This is a genomic window from Stenotrophomonas sp. NPDC047960, from assembly GCF_043204395.1.
GTDB lineage: Bacteria > Pseudomonadota > Gammaproteobacteria > Xanthomonadales > Xanthomonadaceae > Stenotrophomonas.
In genome coordinates this window covers 170,559-189,172 of the sequence record NZ_JBIDBX010000001.1, presented here as the reverse complement: position 1 = coordinate 189,172, position 18,614 = coordinate 170,559, and the positions used below count along the sequence as shown (strand labels likewise).

The window sequence follows — 18,614 nt, the reverse complement described above, 5'->3', positions numbered from 1 at the left end:
CCAGATACACCAAGGCCGCCAAGATGGCGGCCCGGTGCGGTGGCGTTGGAAGGCGCGGTCAGACGCGCTTGAACACCAGCGTGCCGTTGGTGCCGCCGAAGCCGAAACCATTGGACATCACCACATCCACCTTGGCTTCGCGTGCGGTGTTGGGCACGTAATCCAGGTCGCACCCCTCGCCCGCTTCGTGCAGGTTGATGGTGGGCGGAATGATGTTGTCGCGCAGCGCCAGCACCGAGAAGATGGCTTCCACGCCGCCGGCCGCGCCGAGCAGGTGGCCGGTCATCGACTTGGTGGAGCTGACCATCATTTTGTAAGCATGGTCACCGAAGGCGGTTTTCATGGCCATGGTTTCGCCGAGGTCGCCCAGCGGCGTGGAGGTGCCGTGCGCGTTGAGGTAGCCCACCTGGTCCGGGCTGACGCCGGCGTCCTTGAGCGCCATGGTCATGCAGCGGGCGGCGCCTTCGCCGTTTTCGCTCGGGGCGGTCATGTGGTATGCGTCGGAGCTGGCGCCGAAACCGGCCAGCTCGGCATAGATGCGCGCACCGCGTGCCTTGGCGTGTTCGTACTCTTCCAGGATCAGGATGCCTGCGCCATCGCCGAGCACGAAACCGTCGCGCTCCTTGTCCCACGGGCGCGAAGCTTCGGCCGGGGCGTCGTTGCGGGTGCTCATCGCCTTCATGGCGCAGAAGCCGCCCAGCGCGGTCGGCGAGGAGCCACGCTCGGCACCGCCCACCACCATCACGTCCGCATCGCCGTACTGGATCATGCGCATGGCGGTGCCGATGGAATGGTTCGAGGTGGCGCAGGCCGACACCGCCGAGAACGACGGACCCTTCAGACCGGTGATGATGCTCAGCTGGCCGGGCAGCATGTTGATGATGGTCTTGGGCACGTAGAAGGGCGAGATCTTCTTGCCCTCGTGGAACTCGATGGTCTGTTCCTCGATGCCCAGCAGGCCGCCGATGCCCGCGCCGACGATGGCGCCGATGCGTTCGGCATTGCCGTCGGTGATCTCCAGGCCCGAATCGTTCAAGGCCATGAAGGCGGCACCGAGGCCGTAATGGATGAACGGATCCATCTTCTTGGCATCCTTGCCACTGACCCGGAACTTGCCGAACTGTTCGTTGTCGGCGGTGATGTCGAAGTCCCTGACCTCACCTGCAATCTTGGTGGTGAAACGGTCCAGATAAGCCTGCGAAACGTTGGTCAGCGGGCCGATGCCGGAACGGCCTTCGGTGATGCCCTTCCAACTGGTGGCCAGATCATTGCCCAACGGCGAGACCATGCCCATGCCGGTAACGACGACGCGACGCTTCATTGCAGATTCTCCTGACCCGGGTGATACGGGGTTGACGCGGTGTAACGCTCAAAAGCACAGGGCCGCAAGCGCGGCCCCATGGGTTTGCCGCACGCGGTGGCGGCAACAACCGCTACCGCGCGCCAGCCGCCCGACATCACGCCTTGACGTGCGCCTTGACGTAGTCGATCGCAGCCTGGACGGTGCTGATCTTCTCGGCTTCTTCGTCCGGGATTTCGCACTCGAATTCTTCTTCCAGCGCCATCACCAGCTCAACGGTGTCCAGCGAGTCGGCACCCAGGTCATCGACGAACGATGCGGTGGTGACAACTTCTTCTTCCTTGACGCCAAGCTGTTCGACGACGATTTTCTTGACGCGTTCTTCGATGGTGCTCATTGGATATCGCTCCAGATGGAGTAGTGGTTCAAAAAGTGACGCCATCAAATGGCGATGGCCGTTGGATAGTGTAGTGGAAACCGAAGGCGCCTTGCATGACTGCAAAACTCCATTCAGATCAACCACTTGCGGTGCATTCCCTGCACCACATGCTCACGGCATGTACATGCCGCCGTTCACATGGAGGGTTTCGCCGGTGATGTAGCTGGCCGAGGGACCGGCCAGGAACGCCACCGCATTGGCGATATCGGAAGGCTCGCCCAGGCGTTCCAGGGCGATGGATTTGACCAGGCCGGTACGCTGTTCTTCCGGCAACGCCTTGGTCATGTCGGTGTCGATGAAGCCCGGCGCCACCACGTTGACGGTGATGCCGCGCGAGCCGATCTCCTTGGCCAGCGACTTGGAGAAGGCAATGATGCCGGCCTTCGCTGCAGCGTAATTGGCCTGGCCGGCATTGCCGGTCACGCCGATCACCGAGGCGATGTTGATGATGCGGCCCTTGCGCGCCTTCATCATGCCGCGGATGACGGCCTTCGAGGTACGGTAGACGCTGGTCAGGTTGGTGTCGAGGATGGCCTGCCAGTCCTCGTCCTTCATGCGCAGCAGCAGGTTGTCGCGGGTGATGCCGGCGTTGTTGACCAGGATGCTGATGGCGCCAAATTCCTTGGCAATGCCGTCCAGCACGGCCTCGAGCGCGGCCGGGTCGGTTACGTTCAGCGCGCGGCCGTGACCGCCTGCCGCCGCCAGGCGCTGACCAATCGCGGCAGCGCCGGATTCGGTGGTGGCGGTACCGATGACAGTCGCGCCCTGCGCGGCCAGCGTGTCGGCGATCGCCGCACCAATGCCACGGCTGGCGCCGGTCACCAGTGCGATTTCACCCTGAAGGGGCTTGCTCATGCTCAGTTTCCTTTAACGGGGACCGGTCCGCAGCGCCGGCCCGGGGGCTGGCACGGGGAAGACGCGGTCGAAAGCCATCAGGCGGCCCAGGTCTCGCGGGCCGTCTCGAAGTCGGCGGGCGTGGACAGTGTGCGCGCATCCAGGCTCTTGTCGATGCGCTTGATCAATCCCGTCAGCACCTTGCCGGGGCCGCATTCGGCCACGCAGGTCACGCCGCGCGCGGCCAGGGCCTCGACGCAGCCGGTCCACTGCACCGGCAGGTACAACTGCTGGACCAGGGCGGTGCGGATGGCATCGATACCGTCGTGGACCTTGGCATCAACGTTCTGTACCACCGGCAGTGTCGGCACGCGCCAGTCCAGGCCGGCCATGGTTTCAGCCAGGCGGTTGGCCGCTTCGCGCATGAGCGGAGTGTGCGAGGGCACGCTGACGGCCAGCTTCACCGCCTTGCGCACGCCCTTTTCGGCGAGCAGCGCCAGGGCGCGGTCGACGGCGGCGGCGTCGCCGCCGATGACGATCTGGCCGGGCGAGTTGTAATTGGCGGGCACCACCACCTGGCTGCCGGAGGCCTGTTCGCAGACCTCCTTGACGAGGGCATCTTCGGCGCCGAGCACGGCGGCCATGGCGCCCACGCCGGTCGGCGCGGCGTCCTGCATCAGCTGGCCGCGCAGGCGCACCAGGTGCGCGCCGTCCCGCAGCGACAAGGCGCCGGCGGCTACCAGGGCGGTGTACTCGCCCAGGCTGTGGCCGGCCAGCACGGCCGGCTGCGCACCGCCCACGGCCTGCCATGCGCGCCACACGCCAATGCTGGCGGCCAGCAGCGCCGGCTGGGTGTATTCGGTGCGGTTGAGCATCTCTTCCGGGCCGCCCTGCGACAGCGCCCAGAGGTCCACGCCGGCACCATCGGAGGCTTCGGTGAACGCTTCACGCACCTGCGGGTGCAGTTCAGCCAGTTCAGCCAGCATGCCCAGCGACTGCGAGCCCTGGCCCGGGAACACGAAAGCGAGATTGGAATCGGTCACGCGGAGTTCCGCCTGCAAAAATCGAACGGCGAATGATAAGGGGGAATACCGCGCTTCGTCTGTACTGGCGCGTATTGACCGCCCGGCCGGAACGCCAACCGCACCCCGCCGGTAGGTGCCGACCGTTGGTCGGCACGGCACTCAAACGAAGAGCTGCAGAATATCCAGATCGCCATCGCTGAAGAAGTCGAAGCAGATCGCCACCAGCATCAACATGCCCAGCGTGGTGGCCCCATGCACGATCACGATGGCATGTGCCAGCGCGCGCGCCGACCGCCCCATCTTCATGCTGTAGCGGGCCAACCGCTGCAACCGGCCCGAGACCGCGTGCGCATGCGCCAGCACCGGGGCATCTTCGCCGTCCATGGCCGCGGCCATCAGCGCCTGCAGCTGCGCAGGGCGGTGTTCGTAGTACTTGGCCACGCCATAGCCGAACATCAGCCAGTCGCGGGCCTGGGCCTGGGCCAGGTCCATCACTTCCAGCGGATCTTCCTCGAAATCGATGAAGCCGATGGCCTGGCCATCCCAGGTCAGGTTGCGCGGCAGCGGCTGGCCGAAATAGGCACCCTTGGCGTGGGCAGCCACGATGGCCTGCATGGCCGCCGACACCAGCGCGTCGCGGCCGGCATCGTCGGCCTGGCGCAGACAGGTGTTGAAGGAGCGGCCGTTGTCGCCGAGGACCAGCGAGGCATGACCACTGCCGATTACGTGCGGCACATTCACCCCCTGCGCCTGCAGTTCGGCCAGTCGCCGCGCTTCGGTCTTGCGGGCGGCGTCGCCGCCGCGGTGCGGCGGTGGGCGCAGGGCGTCCAGCTGGAAGCGGTGGGCCACGAAGTCGAGCAGGCCCAGCGCGACCGCGCGGCTGCTCTCGCCGTACTGTTTCAGCCAGGCGCGCTGGCCCTCGATGACGATGGGTTCAACCATGACACACCTCCAGAAATGCAAAACGGCCCCATCGGGGCCGTCTCGTATGAACCGATTAACATATCAATAACGCAGCAGCGCCGAACCCCAGGTGAAGCCGCCACCGAAGGCTTCCAGCAGCAGCAGCTGGCCGCGCTGGACCTTGCCCGAGCGCACCGCCACGTCCAGCGCCATCGGCACCGACGCAGAGGAGGTGTTGCCGTGCTTGTCCACGGTTACCACGACCTGGTCCATCGACATGTCCAGCCGCTTTGCGGTGGCTTCGATGATGCGCAGGTTGGCCTGGTGCGGGATCAGGAAGTCCAGGTCGGCCTTGGTCAGGCCGTTGGCATCGAGGGTTTCGTCCACGACCGAGTCCAGCGCCTTGACGGCGTACTTGAACACGTCGTTGCCCTTCATCAGGATCGCGCCGCGGGCCTGCTCGCCTTCGCCGAAGCCGGCCGAGACGCCCACCGGGTTCCACAGCAGTTCTTTCTTGCTGCCATCCGAATGCAGGTGGGTGCTCAGGATGCCGGTGTCTTCATCGGCCTTGAGCACCACCGCGCCCGCGCCATCACCGAACAGCACGCAGGTGGTGCGGTCGTTCCAGTCGACGATACGGGTCAGGGTTTCCGCACCGATGACCAGCACATGGCGGGCATCACCGGAACGGATGAATTTGTCGGCCACGCCCAGCGCGAACACAAAGCCCGAACAGGCGGCGTTGACGTCGAAGGCAGGGCAGCCGGTCGCACCGAGCTTGGCCTGGATCAGGCACGCGGTGGACGGGAAGATCAGATCGGGGGTGGTGGTGCCCACCACGATCATGTCGAGCTGGGAAGCATCGATACCGGCTGCTTCCAACGCACGTACCGCGGCGTGGTAGCCGAGGTCGCTGGTGGTCTCCGTTTCGGCGGCGATGTGCCGCTCGCGGATACCGGTGCGCGTCTGGATCCACTCATCGCTGGTGTCGACCATTTTCTCCAGATCCTGGTTGGTCAACACTTTTTCGGGCAAGTAACTGCCAGTGCCCGCGATCCTCGAGTAGATCCGCTTGCTCATTGCATTTCCTGTAACGGAAGAAAGGGGTAAAGGCCGCTGCCCGACCGGGCAGCGGCCCTCACGAATCAATCTTCTTCGACGGCCGAGTTCGACTTGGTCGTGATCACCTTCTTGCCGCGGTAGAAGCCGTCAGCAGTGATGTGGTGACGCAGATGCACTTCGCCGGTGGTCGGGTCGGTGGACAGCTGCTTGGCGCTCAGGGCGTCATGCGAACGGCGCTGGCCGCGGCGGGACGGGGTAACACGGGATTTCTGCACAGCCATGGGATTGCTCCAAACTCGGTTCGTTTTTGCTTCGTCGTATCGTCGCGCAGGACGCCAGCGCCCAGCACAGTCTTCGCTTTCGCCGCAGCCGCCGACGACAATCCGGCTGCTATTGTTTCTTCAGCGCCGCCAATGCCGCGAACGGATTGGCCTTGCTCTGTTCTTCTTCGGTCGGTGCCCAGTCCCGGTCAACCGCTTCACCGTCGGGCGACAGCGGCACCACCGGCACGGCCAGGACCAGTTCGTCCTCGACCAGATCCAGCGGACGCAGGCTGCCGTCTTCGGGCACCAGCATCGCCTCGTACTCTTCCGGCAGCGAGGACTCTTCGTCTTCGCTGCGGATCAGGCCGAGCCGCTGCTTGACCGACACCGGCAGCAGGAAGCGCTGCAGGCTGCGCTGACAGATCAGCGGCAGCTCGGTATCGATGGTCAGATCCACATAGGATACCCGCAGGATGTCGTCGTGGCCGAATTCAAGCGCAAACGTGCACTTTCCCTCGGTATCGGCAACAAGGCCCTGCAGGCGGGTCATTTCTGCCAGTTCTACCTGACCGTCGAAGCACCTTCGTGCTGCGACCATCCGCCAGGCATCCAGCAATTCGGGCACGTTCGCGGACATAAGCCGCTGAATGTTAAGGATGCCATTGGCCGTTGTCAATTCCCCGCGACGCGCGGGCCTGCGGTAGAGTGCCGCCCACCCCTGTCACCCCGGTATTGTCGCATGCTTCCCCTGCTGCTGGCCTCCACGTCCCGCTACCGTCGTGAACTGCTGGAACGGCTGGGCCTGCCACTGGAGACCGCGCGACCGGACGTGGACGAGTCCCCGTTTCCGGGCGAAGCGCCACGCGCGTTGGCCGTCCGCCTGGCACAGGCCAAGGCCGCTGACGTGGCGGCCCGTCACCCGGGGCGCTGGGTAATCGGCTCGGACCAGGTCGCAGACCTGAACGGGAACCCGCTGGGCAAGCCCGGCGATGTGTCGGGGGCACATGCGCAGCTGGCGGCAATGTCCGGGCAGACGGTGGCCTTCCATACCGCGATCTGCCTGATCCGCGATGACCGGGTGCTGGAGGCCTGCGACCTGACCGAAGTCCGGTTCCGGGCGCTTGGCGCGGACGAAATTGCCCGCTACGTGGCGGCCGAGCAGCCGCTCGACTGCGCCGGCAGCTTCAAATGCGAGGGACTGGGCATCACGCTGTTCGAGGCGATCGACAACCGCGACCCGACCGCTCTGATCGGGCTGCCGCTGATCACCCTCAGCGATCTGCTGCGCCAGGCCGGTTACACCTTGCCCTGAGCCCTCAGCGCAGCTGCAGGGCGCTCAGACAGGCCGCGTCCACCGGGCCGGTGGCCCAGCCCGTCCAGCGTCCGGCTTCAGCCAGCGCCAGCCCGACCGGGCGCTGCCCACACTGCAGGACCAGCCGCCTGGCGCTGCTGTCGGCATCGAAGTCGATGCGCCAGGCCACCCCTCCCAGTGCATTCTCGACCGGTACAAGTGCAACGCCGCCCATGGCAACGCCAGTGCCGGCCAGGCCGGCCCGCTCGCCCTGCAGGTAGCGGGTTTCCGGCCAGGCGAACATCGAGATGCGCTGCGCCTGCACTACCGGCAGTGCGGACAGCATTTCACCCACCACGGTTTCGCCATGGACCTGGGCCGGGTCCACCACGCCGGCCGCCACGGCGGTGGCGGTGGCGGTCGCCACGCGCTGCATGCCCAACCCCAGCATGCCCATCCAGACGGTACTGGGCAGCAATGCCAAGGCCAGCAGCAGGGCCACGCCGGCGGCGCGGCGCGGGCGGCGTGGCCCGACCCGGACCACCGACCACAGCACCAGCCCGCACCAGAACAGCCACGACCACAGCACGTAACGCGGCGCGGAGAGCTGGTCGGGATAGTCGACGAAGTAGCCCATCCGGCCCAGCGCGATCAACGCGCCCACGGCCAGCCCGAACCAGGCCAAAGCCAACGCCAATACTTCACCGGCGCTCGCGGCGCGACCGCGCCGTCCACTACGCCAGCTCATTGCCAGCAGAACGGCGACCCCGGCGACACCCAGCAGCAGGTGCGGCCAGCGCGCGCCCATCACCGGGCCGAACACTGCGTGATACCCGCGGGCCACGCCCACCGCAGCGGCGCGCAGCGGTGCCACCGGGAGCTGCTGTGCGATGGCCGGATCCAGCAGCGGCCACGCCGCGTAGATGAAAGGCGACGCCAGCCAACGCAGCACCAGGTCGAGCTGTGGCAGCGGCGCAAGTACCATGTCACTGCGCATGCCGGTGTTGCCCATGCCCAGGTGCACACCCACCGCCAGCGCGGCGCCGGTAACCAGGACCCCCCAGTGCTGCCACGGCGCGCGGCGCACGCCCAGCACCGCGGCAAAGCCGACGAATACCGCCACGCCACTGCCAAAGGAGAACGTGGCAGCCATCCCGCACAGCGCCGCCACCGCAGCGCCACGCCAGCTGCCACGCAGCAGCGCCACGACGCCCGCGATCAACAGCGCGGTGATCAGGTAGGCATGCACGGTTTCATTGGCGTGGGTGAGCACGCGCTGGCCACCCACCCAGAACAGCGACAACGCACCTGTCAGCACCCCCGCTGCACGCACCACCGGCGCAGCCGCGTCGCGACGCAGGATGTACGCCATGCCTGCAAGTGACAGCAACGCCAGCAACATGCCGGTGATGATCTGCAGCCACTGGTTGCCGTGCAGCCACACCAGTTCGGCGTAACGCACCAGGTTGGGCAGGATTTCGCGGTGGCCATTGTCCGAGGCGAGCACGTTGCGTGGCCAGGGCAGCTCCAGCAGGCTCTGGGTAAATCGCCACGGGTCGGCATACAGCACGCGTGGGGCCAGCCATGCCATGGCCGCCAGGCCCACGGCCGTGACCGCGAACGCGGCGCACCACAACAGGCGGGTCAATGGTGAAAGATCGCGCGGTGCGGTGGTGGCAGGTACGGCAACGGCGGAAAAGGCAGCAGCAGGCAACGCGTCGCGCATGGAATTTTTCTTCCGTGAAAAAATGCCGGCGCGATCAGCGCGCGGGGACGATGAAGGACTGTTCCTGCCACTGCTCCACGCTGCCATCGTTTCCGTACAGCGTCATGCCCAGCCAGTGTTTTCCCGGCGCGAGCCGGCGCGTGTCGAGCGTGGCATCGAAGGCCACGCGCGGGTGCTGCGGATCGGTGGAGATCTTCCACGCGGCCGTGATGTCATACGCGCGGCCGTACACCGCATCGCCCACGGGCTTGCCATCAATCAACAGTTCCACGCGCGACAACCCCACGCCGTCCTTGAACGCCCACCCGCGCACTTCCATGCGCCCGGCGACCTTCTCATCCTGCAGGGGGGCATCCAACCACGCCATGGCAGGGGTCACGCAAGGGCCATCGATGCGCTGTGCAGGCAGCTTGAACAGCAGGAAGCGCTGGTAGCCGTGGTCCTGGCTGACCACGCGCGGCGGCGGCAACGGGCCCACCTGCGCGCAGATGTCATGGTAGCGCTCCAGCAGGTCGCGGTAGCGCTGGTCACTGGGCGAGAGCACCAGCAGCATCGGCGCATCACGCCTGCCATCGTGCAGCAGGCCCCACAGTCCCAGCTGCGCAGTGCGACCGTGCTTGTCGTTGAGTGGGTGGCGCAGAACTTCGATACGCGGATCACGCAGCTGGAAGCCAAGCTCGGCCCCAACCTTGAAGTTGCCGGCCAGCACCCGCGTACCCGGCGGCATGCCCGCCAGTTCGGCGCGCACCTCATCGGCCAACGGCGCCCAGCCGGCGAAGTTGCGCGGGTAGTACTTGTCGCCGGCCAGCTGCTCGCGAAGCCCGGGACTGGAGGCCATCAGGTAATACAGGAACGCCAGCGCCAGTCCTGCCCCGGCCAGCCACCAGCCGGTGCGGCGCAGCCAGCGTGGCCAGCCATTGAGCACCACGGGCACCGCCACCAGCAGCGCCAGATAGCCGGGCAGCGGCCAATGGAAGCTGATGCGCTCCACGTCGGTGAAAAAGCCCAGCGCGAAGATCGCCAGCGTGGACACCGCACCGACCAGGCCGAAGTAGCGCCACTGGGCGCGCGCACCTCCGCCGGACCGGGTGCCGGCCAGGGCCACCTTCCACATCGCAACGCACAGGATCGGGGTGACCAGCATGGGCTGGATCACCAGAAACCACAGGCCACTCCACTGGAATGCCCACGGATGCCGTTCGACCACCTGGAACTTCAGGCCGGCATCCTGGTTGTCGGCATTCCATGCCAGCAGCGGCAGCCAGGCCATCACGCCCACCGCCAGTGCCACCCATACGCGCGGATCACGCAGGGTGCGCCGCCCCTGCGGCAGCAGCAGCAGCGCGATGAAACCGACCACGATCACGCCGATGAAGCGGTAATGGCTCAACGCACCGATCACCAGTCCCAACGCCAGCTTCACCGCAGCGGCCGCATCGACATTGCGCAGCAGGCGCGCACCAGCATCCAGGCACAGCACCGCCGCCAGCGCCATCGGCACATCGGGCACGGCCAGCATGCCCAGGGTGGCCGACAGTGGCATCAACACGGTCAGGCTGCCGGCCTGCCAGCCCGCCACCGCACCAAACCAGCGGGTGGCGATGCGTGACACCAGCCACGGCAACATCGCCCCGATGGCAAGGAACGGCAGGCGCAGCGCAAGTACGTGGTTGCCGCCCAGCTCCACGCCCAGGCGTGCCAGCCAGGCGGTCAGCCCGGGCAGATCGGAATAGGCGGCGGCCAGGTGCTGACCTTCCTGCCAATAGAACGCTTCGTCCACGAACAGGGGCAGACGCGCGGCCACCACGAGCTTGACGGCCGTGATGAGCGTCCATAACAGCAAAAAAATCGTGCGTGCGCGTTGTTCGCCCTGCATTGCTCTATAGAATCGAAGGAATCATCGACACGAGACGAACATGGATACTTCGCCCCGCGTGCCCGCCATGCTACCCGAAGAACTGCGACAGTCCCTGCGCAGCGCGCAGGATCAGGTCAATGGGCTGGTGCTGGGCAAGGCCCATGAAGTCCGCCTGGCATTCGTCGCGCTGCTCTCCGGTGGGCACCTGCTGATCGAGGATCTGCCCGGGCTGGGCAAGACCACGCTGGCCCACGCGCTGGCATCAAGCCTGGGCCTGGGCTTCCAGCGCGTGCAGTTCACCTCCGACCTGCTGCCCGCCGATGTGCTCGGTGTCTCCGTTTACGAGGCCACCAGCCGCCAGTTCCAGTTCCATCCAGGCCCGGTCTTCACGCATGTGCTGCTGGCCGATGAAATCAACCGCGCACCGCCACGCACGCAGAGCGCGCTGCTCGAAGCGATGGCCGAGCAACAGGTGACGCTCGATGGCGTGACCCATCCGCTGCCCGATCCGTTCTTCGTGATCGCCACCCAGAACCCGGTGGACCTTTCGGGCACGTTCCCCCTGCCCGACTCCCAGCTCGACCGCTTCCTGCTGCGGCTTGCACTCGGTTACCCCAACCCCGAATCCGAGCGCGAGCTGCTGCGGGGCACCGACCGCCGCCACCTGATCGCACAGGCCACCGCCTGCCTGGATGACAACCAGGTACGCGCACTGCGCGACGCCGTCAGCCAGGTACATGCCAGCGAGGCCCTGATCCAGTACGTACAGGCGCTGTTGGCGCGCAGCCGCCAGCACACCGGTGTGCGGGTGGGCCTGTCGCCGCGTGCCGGCCTGGCGCTGCTGCGCGCAGCCAAGGCGCATGCGCTGCTGCTGGGCCGCGGCCATGTGGTGCCCGAAGACGTGCAGACCCTGTTCATTGCGGTGGCCGGGCATCGTCTGGTGCCCGAAGCCGAAGCCAGCAGCGGACCGGCGCTGGCCCGCGCCATCCTTCAGACCGTACCGGTGGACTGAGTGCGCAGCGGCTGGGGAGATCGCTGGCGCAGGCTGGTGCTGATGGCCCGGCCCCGGCAGCCGGAGCGCCTGCCGCGCCGGCTGGACCGCCGTCGCATCTATGTGCTGCCTACCCGCTTTGGCCTGTTCGTCGCGCTGTTGCTGGTCGCGATGCTGCTGGGTGCGCTCAACTACAACAACAATCCCGCGCTGCTGCTGGCGCTGCTGCTGGCCACGGTGGCCATCGCCAGCACGCTCAGCGCGCACCTGCAGCTGTCGGGCCTGCAGGTCGATGCGGTGTCGGCCGAACCGGTGGTGGCCGGCGCCACGCTTCGCCTGCGCATCAACCTGTCGCGTGCCGATGCGCGCGTGCGTCGGGGGCTGGAGCTGGCGCTGGGCGACAGCCGCGGATACGGGCATCTGGTGGATACCGATCAGATCGAAGTAGACCTTTCCCTGCCCACCGGGCGTCGCGGCTGGATGGACGTGGAGCGCATCCGCATTGCCACCACGCAACCCCTTGGGCTGGTGCGCGCATGGTCGTGGGTGTGGCCCGATACGCCGTTGCTGGTCTACGCCGCACCCGAGCAGCAGCCACCGCCACTGCCCGAAGGCGATGGCGACCCGCTGCACACCCGCGTGCACGCAAGCGGGGATGAGCTGCACCAGCTGCGCCCGTATCGACCGGGCGACCCGCAGCGAAGCATTTCCTGGAAGCACTCCGCACGCCGCGACACGCTGCTGGTACGCGAGTACGAAAAGCCGGTGGGAGTGGACATCCTGCTCGACTGGCGGCAGATGGGATCACTGCCGCTGGAAGTGAAGATCTCGCGGCTGGCACGCTGGGTCGACCTTGCCGAACGCGAAGGTCGCCGTTACACACTGCAGCTTCCCGGCCAACCGGTGTTGGGCCCCGGCCAGGGCAGCAGCCACCACCACCTTTGCCAACGCGCCCTGGCGCTGATGCCGCATGGCTGAATCTTCCGCCTCGCTGCTGTCTCCCGCCGCCCGCCGCTGGACCCTGGCCAGCGCGGCGCTGGCGCTGGTGCCGCTGCTGCTGCAACTCCCGCCGCTGCTGGCCAGCGTATTCGCACTGGCGGCGGTGCTTACCGCGCTGGTGTCCGGGCATCGGGTGCTGCCCGGCCCGGTCCGCGTGCTGCTGGTGCTGGGCATGCTGGCCGCCATCTACTGGCAGATGGGTGCCCGCCCGGGGCGCGATACCGGGTGTGCACTTCTGGGAGCGATGCTGGCACTGAAATCCAGCGAGCTGCGCAGCCTGCGCGATGCGCGCAGCCTGCTGGGGTTTGCACTGTTTGCCCCGTTCTCGGCATTTCTGCTCGACCAGGGACCGCTGACGATGGGATTGGCGGTGCTCGCCGCCATGGCCACGCTGCTCACATTGCAGGGCTTGGCGCGCGCCGAAGGGCATGCCGCCGGCGCGACCCTGGCTGAACAGCTGCGCGGCGTGGGCAAGCTGGTAGCGATGGGCCTGCCGTTGGCGCTGGCTGGGTTCTGGCTGTTCCCGCGCCTGAGCGAACCGCTATGGGGGCTGCCGGACCGCGCGGTGGGCAAGCCCGGCCTGTCCGACCACATGGAACCGTCAGAGTGGCTGGACCTGATGGCCGACGATGCGACCGCGCTGCGGGTGAGCTTCGTCGGCGCGGCGCCACCGCCCGAGCAGCGCTACTGGCGCGGCCCGGTGATGACCCGCTTCGATGGCCGGCGCTGGGACCGCGACCCCTACAGCGAGCGACGCCCGCCACCGCCGGTGGCCCGCGGCGCGGCACGCTGGGACTATCAGATCGACTACGAGCCCACCGACCGCCGCCAGCTGGTGGCGCTGGACCTGCCGCTGCAGGCACCGGCCGGTACCACGCTGGATGGCACCTACAGCCTGCGCAGCGATCGCAGCCTGTCGGCGCTGACCCGGTGGCGCCTGCAATCGGCCCCGGCAGCGGCCTACACCGAACCGCTCAGCGCGTTCCAGCGCCAGTTGGCGCTGCAGCTGCCACCCGACCTCAATCCGCGTACGGCGGCACTGGGCCAGCAGTGGCGGCAGGAGGCGGGCGGCAACGATGCGGCGATCGTGGCGCGGGCGCTTGACTGGATCCGTTCGCGCTTTGCCTACACGCTGTCCACTCCGGCACCGGGCCGGAACAGCGTGGATGAGTTCCTGTTCGACCAGCAGGCCGGCTACTGCCAGCACTTCAGTTCGTCGTTCGTGGTGCTCATGCGCAACGCCGGCATTCCCGCGCGTGTAGTCACCGGATTTGCCGGCGGCCAGCGCAATCCCTACGGTGACTACTACGTAGTGCGGCGCATGGATGCGCACGCCTGGGCCGAAGTGTGGCTGCCACAGCGCGGCTGGGTTCGGGTGGACCCCACCGCGGCCGTCGCGCCAGAGCGTATTTACGACACTCTGGAAGACCGTCTTGGTGCCGGCGCAGGCACCGCGCTGGAAAGCCGCTGGCTGCAGTTGGGCCAGGTAGGCGATTTCCTGCGCCGGGGCTGGAACGACCTGGTGCTGTCGTTCGATGCCAACCGCCAGCGGCAGCTGCTGCGCCCGCTGGGGATCGACGCGCTGGAGCCGGCACAGCTGGTGGCTGTTTTCATTGCCTTCGCAGGCGTCGCGCTAGGCTGGATGGCATGGCTGCTGGCCCGAGGGGAGCGCGAGCGCGATCCCCTGCTGCGGGCCTGGCACCGGCTGGGGCGGCGCTACGCGCGGCATGGCCTGGCCCGGGAACCTGCGGAAACCGCCATGGACTGGGCGCAGCGCGTGCACCGACTACGCCCTGACCCGGCGTTGATTCCGCTCAGCCAGCGTTTCGTTCACGCGCGCTACGCTGGCGCTGAGCTCGACCCTTCACTCGTGCGCGACCTGCACAGGCATCGCCCGTCCACCGGAGCAACCTCATGAACGTCAAGAACCTGCTTCCCCTTGCCGCGTCGCTGGCGCTGGCCGCCTGTGCCACGGCGCCCAAACCGTTGCAGGGCCAGTTCAGCGTGGTCAGCCCACGCGATTCGGTCGCCACCCAGCAGGTGGGCACGCCGGTGCGCTGGGGCGGCCGCATCATCGAAACCACCCCCGGCCAGGGCCAGACCTGCTTCCAGCTGCTGTCGCGCCCGCTCAACGCCAGCGGCCGCCCGAACACCAGCTCCAATGACGCCAGCGATGGTCGCTTCGTGGCCTGCCGTGCCGGCTTCTACGACCCGGCCGTGTTCGAGGAAGGCCGCGACGTGACCTTCATCGGCAAGATCGCCGGCTACGAGAACACCCGCATCGGCGATTACGACTACCGCCTGCCCAAGCTGGAGGCCGACGTGATCTACCTGTGGCCGGAACAGCGCCAGGTGGATGTCGTGCCGGTCTACCCCTATGGCCCGTGGGGCCCTGGTTGGGGTCCCGGCTGGGGCTACCGCGGTTGGGGTTGGTGGTAACTCCAGCACTGAAAAAAACCGCCCTTCCGGGCGGTTTTTTTTGGCTCAGCCCGCAGGCGTTCCGAAATGTCCCAGCGGCGCGCCGGCCAGCAGGTGCAGGTGGATATGGAACACGGTCTGCCCGGCATGCTCGCGGCAGTTCATGACGATGCGGTAGCCATCCTGCGCGAAGCCCTCGCGCCGTGCGTATCCGGCGGCCGCCAACGCCAGCTTCCCGATCAGGTGGGCCTGGGAAGGCTGCACGTCATCGAGCGTGGGAATGGCTTCGTTCTTGGGAATGAACAGCACGTGCACCGGCGCCTGCGGCGCGATGTCCTTGAACGCCAGCACCTCGTCATCTTCGTAGACGATGGTGGCCGGAATTTCGCGGCGGATGATCTTTCCAAACAGGGTGTCCTGGGTCATTGCATCACCTGATGTCTGGGTAGACCGGCCAACCGCCGGCGCTACCGGTTAGGTTGCTTCGGTACGGGTACCGAACGCGTGTGACAGCGTGCCGCGATCCACATATTCCAGCTCGCCGCCCAGCGGCAGGCCCTGCGCCAGACGGCTGGGCCGCACCTTGTGCGCACGTGCCAGCTGCGCCAGGTAATGCGCGGTGGCTTCGCCTTCCACGGTGGCGCTGGTTGCGATGATCAGCTCCTGCACCTCGCCCTGCCCCAGCCGTGCCTCCAGCTGGTCCAGGCCGAGCTCGCGCGGGCCGACGCCGTCCAGCGGCGACAGCCGCCCCTGCAGCACGAAGTACACGCCGCGGAAACCCGTGGCGGTTTCGATGGCCAGCCGGTCGGCCGGTGATTCCACCGCACACAGCTGCTGGCGCTCGCGGCTGCCATTGGCGCATACCGCGCAGATCTCGGTTTCACTGAAATCGCGGCACTGCGCGCAATGGCCGATGCGTTCGATCGCCCTGGCCATCACCTCGGCCAGCTTTTTTCCGCCCTCACGCTCGCGCTCCAGCACGTGGTACGCCATGCGCTGGGCGGTCTTCTGACCGACCCCGGGCAACACCCGGAAGGCTTCGATCAGCTGTTCGAGCAGGGGCAGGCTCACGCTTAGAACGGCAGCTTCATGCCAGGCGGCAGCTGCATGCCGGCCGTGGCCGAGCCCATGCGGTTCTTCGATTCGGCATCGATCTTGTTGGAGGCATCATTGAAGGCGGCTGCCACCAGGTCTTCGGTCATTTCCGCATCGGACAGGATCGACGGATCGATGCGCACCTTGCGGCACTCCTTGGCGCCGGTCAGGGTCACGCTGACCATGCCGCCGCCGGCGCTGCCGGTGACTTCCAGCTTGGCGAGTTCTTCCTGGGCCTTCTGCAGGTTTTCCTGCATCTTCTGGGCCTGCTGCATCAGTTGGGCGATGTTGCCGCGCATGTCGTATCACTCATCAAAAGGACGGATGGAATCGGTCACGACCCGCGCGCCATGCTGCTGGATGAGCAGCTGCACCGACGGGTCGGCCATGAAGGCGGCTTCGGCCGCCTGCTGTCGCTCGCCACGCTGGCGGTCGGAACGCTGGTGCAGCGTTTCGGCCTCGGCGTTGCCATGTTCGATCAGGATCTTCGGGGTCATCCCGAGCGGGCCGGACAGGGCCTCGGTCAGGGCCGCCAGCGAACGGTCCGAGCACAGGTACTCAAATCCGGGCGATACGGCCAGTTTCAAGACGCCGTGCTGGAATCCGATGAAGGCCGCATGCGCGGCGAGCTGGCGCGACGGACCATTCAGCGGGCTCTGGGCAACCAGTTCCAGCCAGGTTTCGGCCGACGCCAGCGCGACCGGGCGGGAATGGACGGGCGCGGGCAAAGGGCTGATGGCGATGCCCTGCGGGCGCGGCGACGGCGCGGCAGGCACCACAGGACGAGCCGGCGGAGCTTCCCACGGCGCGGCCATGGCGGCGTCCGGGCTGGCCAGTTCCACGGCCAGGGCTTCGTCGCGGTGGTCGCTGCCGGCCTGGTGCCACGGCGGCAGATCGTCGTCGGCAGGTTCCGCTACCGGCGCAGGTGTCGGTTTCGGCGCGGCCGGGGCGACCACGGGCGCCGCAGGGGCCACCGGCGCCGAAGCCGTCACGGGCACGGCCGCCGGCGCGGCGGCCATGCCACCGTGCTCGGCACCGCGCGAACCGCTGCCCACTTCGGTACCGGTGCCCGGGTCACGCGGCACCGGCGGTACCGCAGCGGCCGGGCGGAACGCCAGCATGCGCAGCACGGCCATTTCAAAGCCGGCGCGCGGGCTGGGCGCCAGATGCAGGTCGCGGCGGCCACTGAGTGCCATCTGGTACCAGAGCTGCACCACTTCCGGGCGCAGGCGCTGGGCGAAGGCGGCGGCGTCGATGCCCTCGCCGTCGGCCTGGGCGCCGGGCACCAGCTGCTGCACCTGAATGCGGTGCAGGGCTTCGGCCAGCGCTTCCAGCACGCCGCTCCAGTCCGGCGAGAATTCGGCCAGCGCGGCCACCACCTGCAGCAGGCGCACGCCATCGCCGTCAGCCAGGGCCTCCAGCATGGCCGCCACCTGGGTGCGATCCACGGTGCCCAGCATGGTGCGCACCACATCTTCGCGCAGCGCGCCACCGGCATAGGCGATGGCCTGGTCGAGCAGCGACAGGCCATCACGCAGGCTGCCGTCGGCGGCCTTGGCCAGCTGCACGATCGCGGTCGGGTCGGATTCGATCTCCTCGGCGGCCAGGATCCGGGTCATCTGGCCCTGGATCTGGTCCTCGTCCAGCCGCTTGAGGTTGAACTGCAGGCAGCGCGACAACACCGTGACCGGCAGCTTCTGCGGGTCCGTGGTGGCCAGCAGGAACTTCACGTGTTCCGGCGGTTCTTCCAGCGTCTTCAGCAGCGCATTGAACGCCGCCTTGGACAGCATGTGCACTTCGTCGATCAGGTAGACCTTGTACTTGCCGCGCGAGGGCATGTACTGGGCGTTCTCGATCACCTCGCGGACATCATCCACGCCGGTGTTGGACGCGGCATCGATCTCCAGCAGGTCGATATAGCGCCCGGAATCGATATCCAGGCAGGCCGGGCACTGGCCGCAGGGATCGGCGCTGGTGCCCTGTTCGCAATTGAGCGACTTGGCAAAAATGCGCGCGATGGTGGTCTTGCCGACCCCTCGGGTACCGGTAAACAGGAATGCGTGGTGCACCCGGCCGCTGTCCAGCGCATTGCTGAGCGCACGGACCACGTGTTCCTGGCCTACCAGCTCGGCAAAACGCTTGGGACGCCACTTGCGGGCAAGGACGAGATAGGACATCAGGCCACCGTCTTCATCGGGACGTCCATTGTGCCACGCCTGTCCAGCCCCTCAGCCGGGTGATCGCGCCGCTTGTGCCAATCGCATTCCCCGGCTAGAATCTGCGCCCCTGCAGCGTCAATGCAGCAGGTCCGGAGAGGTGTCCGAGTGGTTGAAGGAGCACGCCTGGAAAGTGTGTAAGCGTCTAAACCGCGCTTCGGGGGTTCGAATCCCCCTCTCTCCGCCAGATTACG

19 protein-coding genes and 1 tRNA gene are annotated in these 18,614 nt (G+C 67.3%); 6 read left to right on the top strand and 14 right to left on the bottom strand.

Features of this window, described 5'->3' with window-relative positions; all coding sequences use genetic code 11:
- Positions 1-58 precede the first annotated feature (58 nt).
- The 8 genes from fabF to ACGFZ3_RS01015 form a co-directional block, all read right to left on the bottom strand.
- Positions 59-1,321, bottom strand: coding sequence for a beta-ketoacyl-ACP synthase II (gene fabF / locus ACGFZ3_RS01050; RefSeq protein ID WP_307107384.1), 1,263 nt, complete (start codon positions 1,319-1,321; stop codon positions 59-61).
- 136 nt (positions 1,322-1,457) lie between these two features.
- The gene (gene acpP / locus ACGFZ3_RS01045; protein WP_068849637.1) at positions 1,458-1,697 is read right to left on the bottom strand and encodes an acyl carrier protein; all 240 of its coding nucleotides are present in this window, start codon (positions 1,695-1,697) and stop codon (positions 1,458-1,460) included.
- 153 nt (positions 1,698-1,850) lie between these two features.
- Positions 1,851-2,594 carry a 3-oxoacyl-ACP reductase FabG gene (fabG, locus tag ACGFZ3_RS01040; protein ID WP_392915217.1) on the bottom strand — a complete coding sequence of 248 codons (744 nt, stop codon included), beginning with the start codon at positions 2,592-2,594 and terminating at the stop codon, positions 1,851-1,853.
- A gap of 77 nt (positions 2,595-2,671) precedes the next feature.
- Positions 2,672-3,616 (bottom strand): ACP S-malonyltransferase, encoded by a 945-nt coding sequence (gene fabD / locus ACGFZ3_RS01035; protein WP_392915214.1) that lies wholly within the window; start codon positions 3,614-3,616, stop codon positions 2,672-2,674.
- 141 nt (positions 3,617-3,757) lie between these two features.
- Positions 3,758-4,540 carry a serine/threonine protein phosphatase gene (locus ACGFZ3_RS01030; protein ID WP_392915211.1) on the bottom strand — a complete coding sequence of 261 codons (783 nt, stop codon included), beginning with the start codon at positions 4,538-4,540 and terminating at the stop codon, positions 3,758-3,760.
- 63 nt (positions 4,541-4,603) lie between these two features.
- Positions 4,604-5,581 carry a beta-ketoacyl-ACP synthase III gene (locus tag ACGFZ3_RS01025; protein ID WP_392915208.1) on the bottom strand — a complete coding sequence of 326 codons (978 nt, stop codon included), beginning with the start codon at positions 5,579-5,581 and terminating at the stop codon, positions 4,604-4,606.
- 65 nt (positions 5,582-5,646) lie between these two features.
- Positions 5,647-5,844: a 50S ribosomal protein L32 gene (gene rpmF, locus ACGFZ3_RS01020; protein ID WP_068849629.1), complete on the bottom strand. Its 198-nt coding sequence runs from the start codon at positions 5,842-5,844 to the stop codon at positions 5,647-5,649.
- A gap of 109 nt (positions 5,845-5,953) precedes the next feature.
- Positions 5,954-6,463 carry a YceD family protein gene (locus ACGFZ3_RS01015; protein WP_392915203.1) on the bottom strand — a complete coding sequence of 170 codons (510 nt, stop codon included), beginning with the start codon at positions 6,461-6,463 and terminating at the stop codon, positions 5,954-5,956.
- Positions 6,464-6,565: 102 nt separating this feature from the next.
- On the opposite strand from ACGFZ3_RS01015, the gene ACGFZ3_RS01010 reads away from it, so the two are divergent.
- Entirely contained in the window at positions 6,566-7,138 is a 573-nt protein-coding gene (locus tag ACGFZ3_RS01010; RefSeq protein ID WP_392915200.1) for a Maf family protein, read from the top strand.
- A gap of 4 nt (positions 7,139-7,142) precedes the next feature.
- Here ACGFZ3_RS01010 and ACGFZ3_RS01005 read toward each other — a convergent pair whose 3' ends face one another.
- Both ACGFZ3_RS01005 and ACGFZ3_RS01000 read right to left on the bottom strand, forming a co-directional pair.
- Entirely contained in the window at positions 7,143-8,843 is a 1,701-nt protein-coding gene (locus ACGFZ3_RS01005) for a hypothetical protein (protein ID WP_392915198.1), read from the bottom strand.
- 34 nt (positions 8,844-8,877) lie between these two features.
- Entirely contained in the window at positions 8,878-10,719 is a 1,842-nt protein-coding gene (locus ACGFZ3_RS01000) for a glycosyltransferase family 39 protein (protein ID WP_392915195.1), read from the bottom strand.
- 40 nt (positions 10,720-10,759) lie between these two features.
- Between ACGFZ3_RS01000 and ACGFZ3_RS00995 the strand changes: the two genes are divergently transcribed.
- Genes ACGFZ3_RS00995 through ACGFZ3_RS00980 form a run of 4 tightly spaced genes read left to right on the top strand, consistent with a single transcriptional unit; the run spans position 10,760 to position 15,130 of the window.
- The gene (locus ACGFZ3_RS00995) at positions 10,760-11,713 is read left to right on the top strand and encodes an AAA family ATPase (protein ID WP_392915192.1); all 954 of its coding nucleotides are present in this window, start codon (positions 10,760-10,762) and stop codon (positions 11,711-11,713) included.
- 42 nt (positions 11,714-11,755) lie between these two features.
- A complete protein-coding gene (locus tag ACGFZ3_RS00990) occupies positions 11,756-12,670 on the top strand; it encodes a DUF58 domain-containing protein (RefSeq protein WP_392915189.1) in 915 nt (304 codons plus the stop codon).
- Complete coding sequence (locus tag ACGFZ3_RS00985; protein WP_392915186.1) at positions 12,663-14,609, top strand: DUF3488 and DUF4129 domain-containing transglutaminase family protein; 1,947 nt, start codon at positions 12,663-12,665, stop codon at positions 14,607-14,609. The genes ACGFZ3_RS00990 and ACGFZ3_RS00985 overlap by 8 nt, the downstream gene beginning before the upstream one ends.
- Positions 14,606-15,130: a Slp family lipoprotein gene (locus ACGFZ3_RS00980; RefSeq protein ID WP_392915183.1), complete on the top strand. Its 525-nt coding sequence runs from the start codon at positions 14,606-14,608 to the stop codon at positions 15,128-15,130. Before ACGFZ3_RS00985 ends, ACGFZ3_RS00980 begins: the two co-directional genes overlap by 4 nt.
- A 45-nt stretch (positions 15,131-15,175) precedes the next feature.
- Here the strand turns inward: ACGFZ3_RS00980 and ACGFZ3_RS00975 are convergent, their stop codons facing one another.
- The 4 genes from ACGFZ3_RS00975 to dnaX are packed head-to-tail and all read right to left on the bottom strand — an operon-like array spanning position 15,176 to position 18,381.
- The gene (locus ACGFZ3_RS00975; protein ID WP_392915180.1) at positions 15,176-15,535 is read right to left on the bottom strand and encodes a histidine triad nucleotide-binding protein; all 360 of its coding nucleotides are present in this window, start codon (positions 15,533-15,535) and stop codon (positions 15,176-15,178) included.
- A 48-nt stretch (positions 15,536-15,583) separates the two neighbouring features.
- Entirely contained in the window at positions 15,584-16,180 is a 597-nt protein-coding gene (recR, locus tag ACGFZ3_RS00970; protein ID WP_392915177.1) for a recombination mediator RecR, read from the bottom strand.
- Between the two features lie 2 nt (positions 16,181-16,182).
- Entirely contained in the window at positions 16,183-16,503 is a 321-nt protein-coding gene (locus tag ACGFZ3_RS00965; protein ID WP_145478448.1) for a YbaB/EbfC family nucleoid-associated protein, read from the bottom strand.
- Positions 16,504-16,509: 6 nt separating this feature from the next.
- The gene (gene dnaX, locus ACGFZ3_RS00960) at positions 16,510-18,381 is read right to left on the bottom strand and encodes a DNA polymerase III subunit gamma/tau (RefSeq protein ID WP_392915173.1); all 1,872 of its coding nucleotides are present in this window, start codon (positions 18,379-18,381) and stop codon (positions 16,510-16,512) included.
- A 133-nt stretch (positions 18,382-18,514) separates the two neighbouring features.
- On the opposite strand from dnaX, the gene ACGFZ3_RS00955 reads away from it, so the two are divergent.
- Positions 18,515-18,607: transfer RNA gene (locus ACGFZ3_RS00955), tRNA-Ser, on the top strand.
- Positions 18,608-18,614: the final 7 nt, after the last annotated feature.